Below are 15648 nucleotides of genomic sequence, written 5' to 3'. Positions count from 1 at the left end.
GTCAGGCGAAATAGTCCCGCAGGATGCGCGTATAGATCGCCTTGAGCTGTTCGATCTGCGCTACCTCAACGCATTCGTCCACCTGATGCATCGTGCGCCCGACCAGACCGAATTCCACCACCGGGCAGTGGTTCTTCACAAATCGCGCGTCCGAGGTGCCACCAGTGGTCGACAACTCAGGTTTCACGCCCGTTTCCGCCTCAACCGACTTGGCAACCAGATCAGACAAAGGGCCGGGGGGTGTCAGGAAGCTTTCGCCTGAAATCTTGATCCGCAGGTCGATCTCAACCCCGAACGCCTCCGCCACCGCAGCGGCCTCGGCCCGCAGCCAATCGCTGAGGCTGGCCCCGGAATGCAGGTCGTTGAACCGGATATTCACCGCGCCGGTACATTGCGCGGGGATCACGTTGGTTGCCGGATTACCCGTGTCAATCGTGACCACGGCCAGCGTCGAGGCGTCGAAGTGATCCGTCCCCTGATCCAGTTTGTGACTGGACAGACGATCCATCAACCGCGCCATTGCGGGCATCGGATTCTTGGCCCGGTGCGGATAGGCCGCGTGCCCCTGCACGCCAGTCACGGTGAACCAGATATTCATGGACCCACGGCGGCCGATCTTCATCATCTCGCCCATCGTATTGGGACAGGTCGGTTCACCCACCAGACAAACCGACATCTTCTCGTCCGCGCGGTCCATATAGTCCAGCAACGCGGTCGTCCCGTCCACGGCGTCACCTTCTTCGTCGCCCGTAATCGTCAGGATCACCGCCCCGTCCGGAGGTGTGTCCCGCACGAAATCAACGGCAGCCGCGGCAAAGGCCGCAACACCGGACTTCATGTCCGTCGTTCCGCGGCCATACATGACACCATCTTTGATCTCGGCCCCGAAGGGCGGCATAGTCCATGCGGCCTCATCCCCAACCGGAACAACGTCGGTGTGACCGTTAAACCCAAAGCTGCGCGCATGTCCTTTCGCGCCCCAACGGGCAAACAGATTGCTGACGCCGCCCCGGTCTACGCGCGTGCACTCGAACCCGGCGTCGGACAGGGTGCGCTCAAGCAAGACAATGGCACCGCCTTCTTCGGGTGTGACCGAAGGGCAACGGATCAGGTCTGCCGTGAGTTCTACCGGATCTGTCATTTCTCGCCCTTTCTGATTGTGGCTTCGCAGGATCGCGCACAGATTCAACGAATTGGGTGAATTGCCAACCCCTACACCCCCATTTCCCGCGGCTTTTTTGCATAGGCCTCAGTTTGATATCTCAATAAAACATGCCCGTTTACCCCAAGACCATCTTGCCGCCTTGTTCAAAACTGAGTTACAGGGCGGCGAAACAGGTAAATTGACGATGAAACGAGTCCTTTTCGCTTTGATCTGCCTGACTTTCGCCGTTCTCGCACAGCAAAGCCAGGCCCAGACGCTGTCGGTCGCAACCGTGACCCGTACCCCATTTTCCTATGTAGAGGATGGGGCACAGACCGGTTTTTCGATGGATCTGCTTGCGGCGCTGTCCGAGTCCCTGAACTGGGACTACGAGATCAACCGAGTCGAGGCTTTTGGCGAAATGCTGGGGTCGGTTCAGGACGGGTCTGCTGATCTGGCCATCGCAAATATTTCGATCACCGCCTCACGCGAAACCCAGATGGATTTCAGCCAACCCATTTTCGAGGCGGGTTTGCAGATCATGGTCCCGTCTGACGCTGTGCGGCGACCGTCACTGCTGCAGGCATTGCTATCGGTCGAGTTGTTTATCGCCATCGGGCTTGCCTTTGCGATCCTTCTGGGTGGCGGCATGCTGATGTGGATATTCGAACGCCGCTCGCAACCCTATTTCGACCGCAAGTTGGACGAAGCATGGTTCCCGTCCTTCTGGTGGGCGCTGAACCTTGTGGTCAATGGCGGGTTCGAGGAACGGATGCCGCGCACCCCGTTTGGTCGGCTGTTGGGTGTTGTTCTGGTCGTATCTTCGCTGTTTATCGTATCCGTTTTCACCGCGCGGATTACCTCTGTGATGACCGTCGACGCCATCAGCGGCAATGTGAATTCGGTCAATGATCTTTACGGAAAGCAGGTTGGCACGATTTCCAATTCAACCGCAGCCAATTTCCTGAACAGGCGCGAGATCGAGTTTGTCGGCTACGACGGGTTGGACCCATTGCTTGACGCCTTCAAGAATGAAGAGCTCGATGCGGTCGTGTTCGATGCCCCGATCCTGGCCTACTTTGCCTCACATGAAGGGCGGCGGATCGCATCGGTCACCGGTGGTGTTTTCCTGCGCGAAAATTACGGGATCGCTTTCCCGACGGGCTCGCCTTTGGTCGAGGACGTCAATCAGGCGCTGCTGTCTCTGCGTGAGGACGGCACCTATGACGAGATTTATCGCAAGTGGTTCGGGGTGCGGAACTAAGGCGGCCTAAGCCGGTTCCTCATCTCCGAAAAACGGTGTCATCTGCGCGACGATAACCGCGTTCTCGTCCAGCGCGCGCTGCATCAGGGCCCGCTCATCAGGATCAATGTCGTGGCCTTGCGCCTCACGCTCGGCCAGAGTGCCATAGCCGGTCACATCCAGAGGCGCCGTGTCCGCCTGCTTCAGGATCGCGACGGTCTCGCGCACCGCCTCGGCCTCATCCACACCACTGGCGAAACACATCAACGCCGCCCCGGTCGCGCCTTCGGGCAGGCCGTCGCCATCCTTGCGACCGATCTGCACAAGCAGGGTGTAAACTTGCTGACGGGACGGTTTCTTTTGCTTTTCCATGCGGGGGCCATAGCCCCGTGCACCTTCCCGGTCAAGCGATTGCGTTGACGCATGCGCGTCGTCATAGTGGCCCCGCCGTTAGTCAAAAAGGTGCTTCATGACATATCCAGATTTCATCACCGATTTTCCCAGCCTCGACGTGCCCTTCCCCGAGGACGTCGTGCAAACCGCCGTGATCCGGTCCGATGCCGGACTGGTGGCGTTTTTCACTTTCCTGAAGGATTTTGAACTGCCCCCGCATTCGCACAAGGCCCAATGGGGAACGGTAATCGAAGGTGAGGTTGAACTGACCATCGGGGATGAAACGCGAACCTACCGCCCCGGCGACAGCTATACGATCCCCACAGGCGTCGAACATGGCGGCAAAATCAAAGCCGGGTCTCGGGTGATCGACGTGTTCGAAGAACCCGACCGCTATCCGGTGAAAGGCTAACAAAAAGGCCGCAGCGCGATGCTGCGGCCCTTTTCCGGCTGGAGCGAGTTTTAATCGCGCAGCAATTCGTTGATCCCTGTTTTCGAGCGGGTCTTTTCATCCACCCGCTTCACGATCACCGCGCAGTACAGGCTGACATTGTTCTTGGACGGCATCGAACCGGCGACAACTACCGAATAGGGCGGCACTTCGCCATACATGACCTCACCGGTTTCGCGGTCGACGATCTTGGTCGACTTGCCGATGAACACGCCCATGCCCAGAACCGAGCCTTCGCGAACGATGCAGCCCTCGACCACTTCCGACCGTGCACCGATAAAGCAGTTGTCTTCGATGATGGTTGGGCCGGCCTGCATCGGTTCCAGCACGCCGCCGATACCCACACCGCCCGACAGATGGACGTTCTTGCCGATCTGCGCGCAGGAACCCACTGTGGCCCAGGTATCAACCATGGTGCCCTCGTCCACATATGCGCCCAGGTTCACGAAAGACGGCATTAGCACCACGCCCGGCGCGATATAGGCCGACTTGCGGACCACGCAGTTCGGAACGGCGCGGAACCCAGCATCCTTCCACTGGTCCTCGCCCCAACCGGTGAACTTGCTGTCCACCTTGTCCCACCAGCCGCCGTCCTGCGGGCCCCCGGTCTGGATTTCCATATCCTTGATGCGGAAGCCCAGCAAAACCGCTTTCTTTGCCCATTGGTTCACATGCCAATCACCGCTCTCCAGCTTTTCCGCCACGCGCAATGCGCCGCTGTCCAGTGCGTTCAGCGTATCCTCGATCGCCTCACGCTGCTCGCCCGTGGTGGCGGGGGTAGTTGAGTCGCGCGCGTCCCAGGCGGCTTCGATGGCGGCTTCGAGTTGAGCGTTGGACATGGAGGGCTCCCTGCAGAATCTGTTCACGTTGGTCTTGCCTATACGCAAGCAAAGGACTGGCCGCAATGCGACGCAGCAGGCACAGTTTGCGTCCGGTCGGGTCGGTTTCAGCCGCCTAGCGGGTCAGGAGAGATGTTGCCACCGCAGATAAGCACCGCCACCCGCTCTTGCGGATCGGGTTTGTAAGCGCCCGACAGCAGCGCGGCCAAAGCTGTTGCGCCTGCAGGTTCGACAAGAATCCGATGGGCGCGCCACAACACCCTCTGCGCTTCGGCGATAGTCTCGTCCGACACCAGAACCGATGTCTTGCCCTCCGCCAGTCCGAAGCAGATCGACCCGATCCGCCGCGCGCCCAGCGCATTGGCCGCTATCCCCGAAACGGTGACATCCACAGGTTCCCCGGCCCTTAACGCGGCATTCAGCGCGCAGGATGTCTCGGGCTCGACCGCCACAACCTTGCGCGCCCCTTGTAGCCATGCCAGCGCACCGGCGATCAGACCGCCGCCTCCGACCGCGACCAGAACAGTGTCCGCCTGCAACCCCTGCGCGTCCCATTCGGCGAAACAGGTGCCCTGACCAGCCACCGTCGTAGGCGCGTCATAAGCATGTATCTGCATCGCGCCGGTCGCGTCCTCATGCGCCTGAGCCGCCGTCAACGCGTTGGCGTATTCGCCCGACACCACGCTCAAATCCGCGCCCGTTTGCCGGATCAACGCGATCTTGGACGGTCCGGCCAGTTCGGGCACGAAAATCTTGGCCGGATACCCCAATGTCTGAGCCGCATAAGCCGCCGCAGCGCCATGATTACCACCCGACGCGGCCACAACACCGGCCTCGGGGACATCCATGCTGAGCAGCGTGTTAAACGCCCCCCGCGCCTTGAAGCTGCCGGTGTGCTGCATATGCTCCAGCTTCATCTCAACCGGATAGTCCAACCCCAGGGCACGGCTTTCCATCACCGGCGTGACCTGTGCGTATCCGGCAATCCGGTCGGCGGCTGCTGAAATTTCGCTCTTCCAATTCATTCTTGTTCTTCCGTGACTGGCACTCTGACCGCGAACCCTATAGCTGTTTTGGAAACACGCAAGCAGGGAAACTTCACCTATGAGAGAAGACCGCCACAGCCCGTTCCGCGACGCGCAGACCGACCGCTCGACCGCGAGCGAGGTGCCGGATACGCCGCAGACCCGCTCGCCCGCCTATCGCCTTGCCTTTGCCGATGATGAATTCCTGTGCCGCGATGAACTGCGCCCGGTTCGCCTGCAACTGGAACTGCTCAAGCCCGAGATGATCATGTCCGAACGCCAGATCACCTCAACCATCGTCATGTTCGGCGGTGCGCGCATTCCCGAACCATCGCAGAAACACACCGCGCGTACACAAACGCTGGCCGGTCTGTCGCAATATTATGACGAGGCACGCGAGTTTGCCCGGCTGATGACCGAGAAATCGAACCAGACCGGTTGCCGCGAGAATGTGATCGTCACCGGCGGCGGCCCCGGTGTGATGGAGGCTGGCAATCGCGGCGCGCTGGATGCGGGCGGCTGTTCAATCGGTCTGAACATCGTACTGCCGCACGAACAGGCGCCGAATGAATACGTGACACCCGAACTCAGCTTCAACTTCCACTATTTCGCCATCCGTAAAATGCACTTCCTGATGCGCGCCCGCGCCATCACGATCTTTCCTGGCGGGTTCGGCACAATGGATGAGCTGTTTGAATCCCTGACCCTGATTCAAACCGGCCGGATGGATCGCGTGCCCTTCCTGCTGTTTGGCCGTGAATTCTGGGAAAAGGTCATCAACTGGGAGGCGCTGGCGGATGCAGGCACCATATCGGACGAAGATCTTGACCTGTTCCGCTTTGTCGACACCGCGCAAGAGGCGGTCGAGATCATCGAGAACTGGGAACCCGCCCCGCCCCGTGACGACATTCCGGGGCGCTGAATGATGGCCCCAAAACCCGGAGAGATGCTGCACCTGCGCGGCAATGCCCTGAATGCAGGCGACCCTGTGGCGCTGCCCCTCACGCAAAGCAGCATGTACCACCTGCCCGGCGCGCCGGATAGTCTGCCCACCTATGGGCGGGTCGATAACCCAACTTGGGTGCATCTGGAACATGTTCTGGCCCATCTGGAGGACGCGCCGTGCCTTGTGTTCCCATCAGGCATGGCCGCGATCTCGGCGGCGTTCTTTGCCACCATCAAGGCCGGGTCGCGCATCCTGATCCCGTCCGACGGCTATTACGTCACCCGCGTTCTGGCGGATCGGTTCCTGTCGGGTCTGGACGTGTCCGTTACTGAACGGTCCACTACCAGTTTCACCGAGGGCGGGTTTGACGGGTTCGATGTAGTTTTTGTCGAAAGCCCCTCAAACCCTGGTCTGGATATGATGGACCTGCCCGCGATTGCCCAAGCCGTGCGCGCGGTCGGAGGGATCACGATTGCCGACAACACCACCATGACCCCTCTGGGTCAGCGGCCGCTAGATCTGGGCGTGGATGTGGTTGTCGCGTCGGATACCAAAGCGATGGGTGGGCATTCCGACCTGCTGATGGGCCATGTCGCCAGCCGCAACGCGCAGATTATGGAGCGGGTTGAGGAGTGGCGCAAAGTTTCAGGCGCAATCCCCGGCCCGCATGAGGCATGGCTGCTGCATCGCGGGTTGGAAACGCTGGATGTGCGGTTCGACCGGATGTGTGCCTCGGCGCAGGTGCTGGCAGAACGGTTGGCGGATCACCCGGCGGTAAAGTCCATTCGTTATCCCGGCCTGCCCTCTGATCCTGCGCACGCGCTGGCCAAGGCGCAAGTGGCGCGGTTCGGATTCCTGCTGTCGATCACGCTGGACAGCGAAGACAAGGCCGAAACCTTTATCAACGCCTGCCCGATGCTGCGCCCCGCCACATCCTTCGGCGGTGTCCACAGTTCAGCCGAACGCCGCGCGCGGTGGGGCGACGATGTGGACCCGGCCTTCATCCGCCTTTCAGTTGGTTGCGAACCCGTCGAAGAACTTTGGCAGGCGATCAATACCAGCCTGACTGCGCTGTGATTACTTTTTCTTCTGCTCGCGCAGCTCAGTGAACACATAGATCGGCAGCACGATGCTGGCGATCAACGCCCCCAGCCAGACCAGCAAGGTCGCCGCCAGCAGGTTCGAAATTCCACCCACGGTCAGACCGTTGGTAATCAGGTCGGTCAGCAACAGCCCCACGAATGTCACGATCAGTGCGATACCGCCCTTGATCGCGGGGGCGCGCTTTTCACCCAGCTTCAGGATCAGCGGCTCCGCGATCCACTGAACCAGCGTAAAGACGATCACCACAACGATGAACGAAATCGGCCGGATCGCGAATTCGGGCAGCAAAATCGCGGCAAGCAACAACCCGATGGCGTTACCGACCAGCAGGGCCAGAATGGACTTGAGTCTGCGCGTCATTGAGGTCTCCGTCAGCAATCAATTAGAAACATGAAGATATTAGCAGGATTAAGCAATTTAGCGAGGCGTTTCAAAAGCCCCTTCCTTTTGGCCTGTTGAAATCGCATGATAAAACGGAACTATCAAGATCAGACCCCCACCGATGAGAGGTGAGATGAGCGACGATCCTTACTCCGTCCTTGGTGTTGCGAAAGACGCCACCGCTGCCGAAATCAAGAAAGCCTATCGGCGTATCGCCAAGGAATGTCACCCAGACCTGAAACCCGGCGACGCCGAGGCAGAGGCCAAGTTCAAAGCTGCCGCAGCGGCCTATGACCTGCTGAAAGATCCCGACACACGCGCGCGATACGACAATGGCGAGATTGACGCCTCGGGTCAGGAACGCGCCCAGCAGCAATATTACCGCGACTATGCCGAGGCCGCAGGAAACCCCTATCGCGGGCGGGCTGCGGACCCGGACGATATGTCCGACATCTTTGCCGAGTTCATGCGAGGGCGCGGCGGCTTTGGCCAGCGCACTCAGGACTTTCACGCGCCCGGCCACAATCGCGGCTACAGCCTGCAAATCAGTTTCCTGGATGCTGTGTTCGGGGCAAGTCAGAAGCTGACGCTGCCCGATGGCGACCGGATCGAGGTCAAAATTCCGGCGGGCATCACCGATGGCCAGACAATCCGTCTGCGGGGCAAAGGCGATCCCGGCTTTGGAGAAGGGCCGCCGGGTGATGCTCTGGTCACGGTTTCGGTCGCGCCGCATCCGGTCTTTGACCGTCAAGGGGATGATATCCACATCACTCTGCCCATCTCGATTGATGAGGCCATATTGGGCGGCAAAGTCCCCGCCCCGACGATTGATGGTGGCGTCAATGTCAGCGTCCCTGCAGGAACCAGCAGCGGCAAGACGCTGCGGTTGCGTGGCAAGGGGGTCAAGAAACGCGGGACTTCGGAACGGGGCGACCAATTGATCGAGCTGACTGTTGCCCTGCCAGACGAGATAGATGCAGACCTGAAAACTTTCTTCGAAACATGGCGCGAAGCCCACAGCTATGACCCGCGCAAAGGAATGCCGTCATGACACGCACCCTGACCGAAGAGGAACTGATCACAACCGTTGCCCGGCTGACGTCGACCCGGCTGTCCGAATATCTCGCCGCCGAAATCGTCATCCCGGAGCAGACAAACCGGGGATTGGTATATCACACGCTGGATGTGGCGCGGCTGGAACTGGCCTGTGAATTGCACGAGCAATACGACATGGAGGCTGACGCGCTGGCCATGATGATCTCGTTGATTGACCAGATGCACGGGTTGCGTGCTGAACTGCGCGAGGTTCTGAGCGCGGTCCAAGCCCAGCCCGACCCCGTGCGGCAAACCCTGATCGAAGTAATCGGCGCGGCGCGGTTCGGCCCCAGGTGACTGGTCAGTTACCTACCACGTATTCCTCGGGCACGAAAAAGGTATAGTCACGATCCGCGACGGCCTCGTGACAATCGTGGCAATAGGCGACGTTGTCCGCGCGATCCCCCATGGTGTCGCCAAACAGGGACCCGTCCGGCATGACCATGATATAGCGCCAGTCAGCCATTTCCGGACTGGTGCCTTCGGCCAGTTTTTCCATGACGAACAACGCACCGGGATGGGTGTTTCCTTCGTCCGTCACGGTCATGCTGTCCTTGGCCAGCACCGAGCCGATCGGCAGTTTTTCACCTTCCTGCAAAGTCCCATAATTGTGCGCCATACGGTTTGCATAGCTGTTCACGAACCGCTGCCCATGCGTTGCTGATATATAGGGCGCGTCATTGAACAGAGGCCAGTTCTGGTAATTTCTCAACTGTTCAAACTGCGCTGCCGCATATCCTTGCGCCATTCGCCTTTGCAATGATGCGTAGATTTGCAGCGCTTCTTCCTTTGACAACTCTGCCGGGTTTTCAATCGCCAGATGCGCATCCTCCCCCCCGGACTGAGCCAGCGCCTGACCTGCATCAACAATTGCAAACGAAAGTGCGCAAATTAAACAAAGTCTTAGTGCTATCAAACGAGAAAACATACTGATCGCCCAAATGGTCAATTCGTTCAGTTGAAAGCCGCGTGCCGTGCAAGAGTAACAATAGCGCTCTTGAACAATCGCGCCATGTCCGGGTGCCTACCTTCACCGCTTTGTGTGCTTGAGTGAAGGCAAATGCCGAGTCTAGATCAGACAAATATATCAAACTACGCATGCAATAGACAGCGTTTGACGCAGAAAATCTGGCAGAGGATGGCGTAAAATTAGGGCTTAGTTCCCGTCCAGGCCCGCTTCTGCTGCGATCTGCTTGCGGGATTTTCTGGCGCGTTCGGTGGCCGATTTCAACTGGCCGCAGGCCGCCATGATGTCTTCACCGCGCGTTTTCCGTATCGGCGACGCGTATCCCGCCTGATAGATGATGTTCGCAAAGGCCCGGATGCGGTTGTTCGAGCTGCGTTTGTAGGGCGCACCGGGCCATTCGTTAAAGGGGATCAGATTGATCTTGGCCGGGATTTTGTGGCGCTTGATATGGTCGATCAGACGATGCGCGTCATCATCACTGTCATTCACGCCATCCAGCATCACGTATTCGAACGTGATCCGTTCAGAATTCGACGCATTGGGATAGCTGGCCAAAGCGCCCAGCAATTCCTCAATGTTCCAGCGTTTGTTGATGGGCACCAGTACGTCGCGCGTCTCGTCCGTGGTGGCGTGGAACGAGATCGCCAGCAGGCATCCGATTTCTTCGGCAGTGCGCGCAATCTCAGGCACAACGCCCGAGGTCGACAATGTGATCCGGCGACGTGACAGAGAAATGCCTTCGGGGTCCATGGCGATCTTCATCGCGTCGCGGACATTTTCGAAATTGTAGAGCGGTTCACCCATGCCCATCAGAACGATGTTCGACAGCAGGCGTGTTTCATCCTTGGGCGCGCCGGGGGTGGGCCATTCGTCCAGATCGTCGCGCGCCATCATAACCTGACCGACGATTTCCGCAGCGGTCAGGTTGCGCACCAGTTTCTGCGTGCCAGTGTGGCAGAAGGAACAGGTCAGCGTGCATCCGACCTGAGACGAGATGCACAGCGTGCCGCGATCCTCTTCGGGGATATAGACTACCTCGACCTCGTGCCCGCCTGCGATGCGGCACAGATATTTGCGCGTGCCATCTTCCGACACCTGACGCGTCACGACTTCGGGAATTTCGATGACGAAATGCTCGGCCAGTTGGGCGCGATACGCTTTGGCAAGGTTTGTCATCTCGGCGAAATCGCGCTTGCCCCACTGGTAAATCCACTGCCAGATCTGACCGGTGCGCATCTTGGCCTGCTTTTCCGGCGTGCCATGGTCGATCAGCGCCGCGCGCAACTGGTCACGGGTCAGCCCGACAAGGTTCACTTTCCCCTCGGGCAATTTGCGGGGGATCGTCATGACGTCTTGAGTGATCGGCGCTTTGGGCGACATGGGCTATCTCGGCAGATTCTGGCTTGGGATGCGCCTCTATATAGGACCCAGCGCAAAGATCAAAAGGAATCGTACAGATCAATTTGCAAGACGCAGCAGTTCGTCCACGCGCACCCGGCCAAGCTCAACACGGCAAGAGGTGATGCCGATGCCTGTCCCCGACCCGCCCCCATACGATGCACCCACTGCTTCGCACTGCGCGTCCCTGTATCTTATCCACGCATCTTGCGACGCTTCCAAGGCAGGCTGGACGACAACGCGTTGCGTCACGTCGTCGAGTTCTTTCGCGGACTGCATCGCAATCGCATAACTTGTCTCCAGTGCCAGTTCGACGCGCTGTTCCATGTCGCCGACACATGTTCCGATTTCGACCTGGGAACTTGCGTCCCCACACTCCAAAGCAGGATCCGCCGCTGCGGAGGACGAAAGCAACAAGACGAAAAAAGCAAAACGCATGACCAACCCCCTGAAATCACTGGTGCGGCTATTGCTATAATAGCACGCAATCGGCAGCGACCCCAAACGCGTGTTGGCCGCATCAGCTGGGCTTATGCGGCCGATGCCCTAAGGTTTGTTCGGACTGAGTTGTGCCGCCGAAAGACGCTCAGACCCCGGCAGGCAGGATATCACAGTCCGAGGCGTCCAATGTTTTCACCGGATCATCTGGGCCGCATTGGTCCCCGGTTACTGGGTAGGTATCTGCTTCTTTTTCACACGCACCAAGAAACACGGTGGCTGCCATCAACAACGCAGAAAGGGATTTGTTCAGCATCTGCAGGTTCCTTCATCATTACTGAACCGATGAGTTCAGAAAATGAGGCCCCTCGCTTTGATACGGATCAAATTGACGGTCAACACCCGGCAAAAGAGAACCCAGCTAAATGACGGGGCGATCTGGCGAACAAACCTATTGGTTGGTGCAGCGCTTTTCTGCGTCTTCGATCGCAGCCGTGAACCCCAGCAACGAGAACGTGTCCTTGGTCTGCGTGCCACGCTCGGACCGGGCCGTCAGGACAGCTTCGGTACCGCGCTTCATAGCTGCAACCACTTTGAGGTCTTCGCCTTCAGTTGCGGGCCATGCCCATTCGCCTTCGGTGATCAGCTCGAACTTGGTGCCGTCAACGTCCAGGTTAACAGTTGAACCGGCTGCAAAGGGATAGCCGCCGGTGAACGTGACTTGACCCTTCACTTCGGCGTTGGGGCGGTAAAAGACGAACAACAGGATGTCGCTGCGGCGGACCGACACAACACGCCCACCGCGCGTGTTTACCGTTTCTTTCGGGGCGGATACGCTCCAGCATTCCGTGGGATCATCCTCGACGAAAACGCTCCAGTCAGTTTTGGCTGCAACGCGATTTGTGCTGGTCGCCTGCTGAGCGGTTGCTGTTGTAGCCATCCCTGCCACGCAAAGACCCGCGATCACGCGGACAAGCTTTGATCCCATTGTCCAGCCTCCTAGCTCGACCTAATACCTCATACCCACCGAACATGCCTGCGAACCCTGCCTGGTTCGTCTGTGAGTTGCGTAATCCGGTGATTGCCGACATACACACACTAACGCAGGTTTCGCCACAGGCGAAAGGGCGATTGGCAGAATTTTGCGCATGTTACGGAGGGTCCAGATGACGCAGCCGGTACCAATGACAGAACTGTGGCGCGGCCCCTTGCTGGAGAGCCTGCACTTGGGCCACGCGGTGATCTGCAATGACAGCGGCCAGATCGTGCAAAGCTGGGGCGATCCCGACGCGGTGATCTATCCGAGATCCTCGGCCAAGATGATCCAGGGGCTGCCGCTGATTACATCCGGGGCGGCGGCGAAATACGGGCTGAATTCGGAACATCTGGCACTGGCCTGCGCGTCCCACAGCGGCGCGCACATCCACACGGATCGGGTGTCGGCCTGGCTGGATCATCTGGGCCTGACGGAACACGATCTGCGCTGCGGCCCGCAAGAACCGCAAGACATGGCGGCGCGCGACGGCTTGATACTGGCGGATGACACACCCTGCCAGATTCACAACAACTGCTCTGGCAAGCATTGCGGTTTCCTGACCGTGGCCCAGCATATGGGGGCCGGGCCAGAATACCTTGAGATCGACCACCCCGTGCAACAAGCCTGCCTGTCAGCCATCGAAGAAACAACCGGCGAGACCAGCCCGGCCTATGGGATCGACGGTTGCTCGGCCCCCAACTTTGCAACCTCGCTGGCTGGGTTGGCGCGGTCGATGGCATGGTTTGCCAGCGCCGCCGACCGGTCCGATCGCGCCAGCGATGCGGCGGCGCAACTGACGGCTGCGATGATCAAACATCCTGAACTGGTTGCCGGGGAAAGCCGCGCCTGCACCGAATTAATGCGCGCCATGGGTGGTCGTGCAGCTATCAAAACCGGGGCTGAGGCCGTTTTTGTTGCAATACTCCCGGAGAAACGCATGGGGGTCGCGCTGAAGATCACCGACGGCACCACGCGGGCAAGCGAATGTGCCATTGCCGCCATTCTGGTCAGCCTTGGTGTGCTGGAGGCCGATCACCCGGCCACCCGTAAGTTCATGAACGCCATACAATACAGCCGTCGTGGTCTGGAATGCGGGCTAATACGCCCAGCACCGGGTTTCCCCGGCTAGGCGTTACATCTCGATCTCGTGTACCTCGGCCACCTCGACCGAGCCTGAACCGTTTACCACCATCGGGCAGCCCTTGGCCATCTCGGTTGCGGCATCCATGCTATCGGCCTTGATGACAGTAAAGCCCGAGGCCGGGTTTGCGCCGCCATTGTCAACCACACCACTGGAGCTGACCGTATAGGACTGACCAACCGGGTTTCCGGGGATTTCAAGCGCCGCGCCCATATTCTGGAACCAAGCGCCCCAGGCGGCCATGGTCGCTTCGATCTCGGCCGGGTCGGTCGGAGTATGACCACCGTGATAAACAAAAAGAAATTGCGGCATTCTTTCCTCCCTACTGAAATCTAATTCAACTGCGCAGCAAGCTTGTTGAGCGTCGAGGTCCAGCCTTTTTCATGGTTGGCTGCGATATCGTCGTCACCCAGTTCGCGGTGATCAATGATCAACCGTGCGCCTTGGCCAGCGGCTTCAACGAATAGCGTCACGTGACTTTCCGCGCCGCGCCGATCCTGATCGTCATGCCAGCCCCACGTAAACCCAACGGATTTGGGCGGATCAACGTGTGTGACCTGCCCCGATACCTTGAACCGCTGGCCCTCTGCGTTCTGCATCACCGAATACCACGGGCCAAGGCGTGAAAAATCCAGATTGTGTTCGGGCACATGCACGCCTTCCGGCCCCCACCACAGCAACAGCTTTTCTGCATTGCTGATCCAGGCAAACAGGTCCTTGGGGTCTATCGGGAACTCTCGCTCCAGTTTCAGGTCGGCCATGACTGCTGCTTTTCGATAGCGTCGCCCAGACGATCAAGGCTGCTTTCCCAGAATTGCCGTTTCGAGATGGTCCATTCAGCAACGGCCCGCAGCCCTTCGGCCCGGATGGAATACATGCGCTGCGTCCCATGCACACGCTGCTGAACCAGACCCGCCTCACGCAGCACCTTCAAATGCCGCGAGATCGCAGCACCGGACATGCCGCGCCCTTCGATCAGGTCACCGGCAGGCAGTTCTCCGTTTTGCATTAACTGTTCGACGATCGAAAACCGGGTGGCATCGGACAATGCGGAAAAAGCGGTCAGAAGTGTGTTCATAACCGATTATTAACGTTTTTGTTAAATTTAGAAAAGCCCAGATATCACGCACAGACAAAATCGGACCGAGCGTATCCTTGCACGTATAGCAGAGCAGTCAAATCACCGTGGTTGACCCGAACATCGCATTTCTCGGCGACTGAGGGCTTGGCATGCAGCGCGACACCCGTTCCAGCGCGGCCCAGCATCCCAAGATCATTTGCACCGTCGCCCACGGCAATCACGTCCTCCTCAGACAAACCCAGCCGCGCCGTGATCTGCTCTAGGGCGTCTACCTTGGCCTGCCGTCCCAGAATTGGATGCTGAACGTCGCCTGTCAGTTTGCCGTTCTCGGCCAGCAGGGAGTTGGCCCGGTTTTCATCGAAGCCCAAAACCTCTCCGACTTTTGCTGTGAAGGCCGTAAACCCGCCTGAAACAAGCGCTGCGTATCCGCCGGTTGCACGCATGGTCGCGACCAGTTCCTGACCGCCGGGCATCAGGGTAATCCGTTCGGCCAGCACTTTGGCGATCACGGCCTCGTCCAGACCTTTCAAAAGACCGACGCGTTCAGTCAGCGCGCCTTCGAAATCCAGATCACCGTTCATCGCGCGGGCGGTGATATCCTTGACACGGTCGCCGACGCCCGCTTCGTCCGCCAATTCGTCGATACACTCCTGCTGGATCATGGTGCTGTCCATATCGGCCAGCAGCATCTTTTTTCGCCGTCCTTCGGTGGGCTGCAGGACGAGATCAACACCCATCTTCTGCAAATCCGCCCAGACGTCCCATTGATTGTCCGGCGTCCGAGTAACCGAAAACTCGGCCGCCTCGTCCGGGCTGAGCCAAACGATGTCGCCCCCGCCCCACGCATTGCGCAACGAGTCCACCAGTGTCTGGTTCAGCGTCGGCGCGTCGGGGTTGGTGATCAGTGTGGCAACGTACATCTTCGGTCTCCTGCAAGCTGCCCTGCGCATATCGCAGGTGCAGCAT

Annotated in this window: 21 protein-coding genes; 7 read left to right on the top strand and 14 right to left on the bottom strand. The window is 59.1% G+C overall.

Annotation, left to right across the window (positions count from 1 at the left end; all coding sequences use genetic code 11):
* Position 1: 1 nt before the first annotated feature.
* Positions 2-1141: a succinyl-diaminopimelate desuccinylase gene (gene dapE, locus GOV88_RS08605; RefSeq protein WP_171240149.1), complete on the bottom strand. Its 1140-nt coding sequence runs from the start codon at positions 1139-1141 to the stop codon at positions 2-4.
* 208 nt (positions 1142-1349) lie between these two features.
* Between dapE and GOV88_RS08600 the strand changes: the two genes are divergently transcribed.
* A complete protein-coding gene (locus tag GOV88_RS08600; RefSeq protein WP_171124546.1) occupies positions 1350-2408 on the top strand; it encodes a transporter substrate-binding domain-containing protein in 1059 nt (352 codons plus the stop codon).
* Positions 2409-2414: 6 nt separating this feature from the next.
* On the opposite strand, the gene GOV88_RS08595 is transcribed toward GOV88_RS08600, so the two are convergent.
* Complete coding sequence (locus GOV88_RS08595; protein ID WP_170388822.1) at positions 2415-2759, bottom strand: hypothetical protein; 345 nt, start codon at positions 2757-2759, stop codon at positions 2415-2417.
* A gap of 97 nt (positions 2760-2856) precedes the next feature.
* Here GOV88_RS08595 and GOV88_RS08590 point away from each other — a divergent pair, with 97 nt between their 5' ends.
* Entirely contained in the window at positions 2857-3192 is a 336-nt protein-coding gene (locus GOV88_RS08590; RefSeq protein WP_171124548.1) for a cupin domain-containing protein, read from the top strand.
* A 50-nt stretch (positions 3193-3242) separates the two neighbouring features.
* Here the strand turns inward: GOV88_RS08590 and dapD are convergent, their stop codons facing one another.
* Positions 3243-4070: a 2,3,4,5-tetrahydropyridine-2,6-dicarboxylate N-succinyltransferase gene (gene dapD / locus GOV88_RS08585; protein WP_171240148.1), complete on the bottom strand. Its 828-nt coding sequence runs from the start codon at positions 4068-4070 to the stop codon at positions 3243-3245.
* A gap of 107 nt (positions 4071-4177) precedes the next feature.
* Positions 4178-5095: a threonine/serine dehydratase gene (locus GOV88_RS08580; RefSeq protein WP_171240147.1), complete on the bottom strand. Its 918-nt coding sequence runs from the start codon at positions 5093-5095 to the stop codon at positions 4178-4180.
* Positions 5096-5174: 79 nt separating this feature from the next.
* On the opposite strand from GOV88_RS08580, the gene GOV88_RS08575 reads away from it, so the two are divergent.
* Both GOV88_RS08575 and GOV88_RS08570 read left to right on the top strand, forming a co-directional pair.
* Positions 5175-6017 (top strand): TIGR00730 family Rossman fold protein, encoded by an 843-nt coding sequence (locus GOV88_RS08575; RefSeq protein WP_171240146.1) that lies wholly within the window; start codon positions 5175-5177, stop codon positions 6015-6017.
* On the top strand, positions 6018-7118 hold the full coding sequence (locus tag GOV88_RS08570) for a cystathionine gamma-lyase (RefSeq protein WP_171124556.1): 1101 nt from the start codon (positions 6018-6020) through the stop codon (positions 7116-7118). It begins immediately after the preceding gene.
* Here the strand turns inward: GOV88_RS08570 and GOV88_RS08565 are convergent, their stop codons facing one another.
* Positions 7119-7505: a hypothetical protein gene (locus GOV88_RS08565; RefSeq protein WP_171124558.1), complete on the bottom strand. Its 387-nt coding sequence runs from the start codon at positions 7503-7505 to the stop codon at positions 7119-7121.
* Between the two features lie 154 nt (positions 7506-7659).
* Here GOV88_RS08565 and GOV88_RS08560 point away from each other — a divergent pair, with 154 nt between their 5' ends.
* Complete coding sequence (locus GOV88_RS08560) at positions 7660-8577, top strand: DnaJ C-terminal domain-containing protein (protein WP_171240145.1); 918 nt, start codon at positions 7660-7662, stop codon at positions 8575-8577.
* On the top strand, positions 8574-8918 hold the full coding sequence (locus GOV88_RS08555) for a hypothetical protein (protein ID WP_171126403.1): 345 nt from the start codon (positions 8574-8576) through the stop codon (positions 8916-8918). Before GOV88_RS08560 ends, GOV88_RS08555 begins: the two co-directional genes overlap by 4 nt.
* 4 nt (positions 8919-8922) lie before the next feature.
* Here the strand turns inward: GOV88_RS08555 and GOV88_RS08550 are convergent, their stop codons facing one another.
* The 5 genes from GOV88_RS08550 to GOV88_RS08530 all read right to left on the bottom strand — a co-directional run bounded on the left by GOV88_RS08550 (position 8923) and on the right by GOV88_RS08530 (position 12412).
* Positions 8923-9549 (bottom strand): cytochrome P460 family protein, encoded by a 627-nt coding sequence (locus GOV88_RS08550; RefSeq protein WP_171240144.1) that lies wholly within the window; start codon positions 9547-9549, stop codon positions 8923-8925.
* Positions 9550-9777: 228 nt separating this feature from the next.
* On the bottom strand, positions 9778-10968 hold the full coding sequence (rlmN, locus tag GOV88_RS08545; RefSeq protein WP_171126405.1) for a 23S rRNA (adenine(2503)-C(2))-methyltransferase RlmN: 1191 nt from the start codon (positions 10966-10968) through the stop codon (positions 9778-9780).
* A gap of 78 nt (positions 10969-11046) precedes the next feature.
* Entirely contained in the window at positions 11047-11424 is a 378-nt protein-coding gene (locus tag GOV88_RS08540; protein WP_171126406.1) for a lysozyme inhibitor LprI family protein, read from the bottom strand.
* Positions 11425-11572: 148 nt separating this feature from the next.
* Entirely contained in the window at positions 11573-11740 is a 168-nt protein-coding gene (locus GOV88_RS08535; protein WP_171124569.1) for a hypothetical protein, read from the bottom strand.
* Positions 11741-11875: 135 nt separating this feature from the next.
* The gene (locus GOV88_RS08530) at positions 11876-12412 is read right to left on the bottom strand and encodes an invasion associated locus B family protein (protein WP_171124571.1); all 537 of its coding nucleotides are present in this window, start codon (positions 12410-12412) and stop codon (positions 11876-11878) included.
* Positions 12413-12590: 178 nt separating this feature from the next.
* Between GOV88_RS08530 and GOV88_RS08525 the strand changes: the two genes are divergently transcribed.
* Entirely contained in the window at positions 12591-13589 is a 999-nt protein-coding gene (locus tag GOV88_RS08525; protein WP_171240143.1) for an asparaginase, read from the top strand.
* 3 nt (positions 13590-13592) lie between these two features.
* On the opposite strand, the gene GOV88_RS08520 is transcribed toward GOV88_RS08525, so the two are convergent.
* Genes GOV88_RS08520 through serB form a run of 4 tightly spaced genes read right to left on the bottom strand, consistent with a single transcriptional unit; the run spans position 13593 to position 15602 of the window.
* A complete protein-coding gene (locus GOV88_RS08520; RefSeq protein ID WP_170388837.1) occupies positions 13593-13913 on the bottom strand; it encodes a YciI family protein in 321 nt (106 codons plus the stop codon).
* Between the two features lie 20 nt (positions 13914-13933).
* A complete protein-coding gene (locus GOV88_RS08515; protein ID WP_171124575.1) occupies positions 13934-14362 on the bottom strand; it encodes an SRPBCC domain-containing protein in 429 nt (142 codons plus the stop codon).
* On the bottom strand, positions 14350-14679 hold the full coding sequence (locus GOV88_RS08510) for a helix-turn-helix transcriptional regulator (protein ID WP_171240142.1): 330 nt from the start codon (positions 14677-14679) through the stop codon (positions 14350-14352). The genes GOV88_RS08515 and GOV88_RS08510 overlap by 13 nt, the downstream gene beginning before the upstream one ends.
* A gap of 44 nt (positions 14680-14723) precedes the next feature.
* The gene (gene serB, locus GOV88_RS08505; protein WP_171240141.1) at positions 14724-15602 is read right to left on the bottom strand and encodes a phosphoserine phosphatase SerB; all 879 of its coding nucleotides are present in this window, start codon (positions 15600-15602) and stop codon (positions 14724-14726) included.
* Between the last annotated feature and the right edge of the window lie 46 nt (positions 15603-15648).

The organism is Ruegeria sp. HKCCA5491 (assembly GCF_013034565.1).
Taxonomy (GTDB): Bacteria; Pseudomonadota; Alphaproteobacteria; order Rhodobacterales; family Rhodobacteraceae; genus Ruegeria.
The sequence above is the reverse complement of the archived record's forward strand: the minus strand, read 5'-3'. Positions and strand labels throughout refer to the sequence as shown.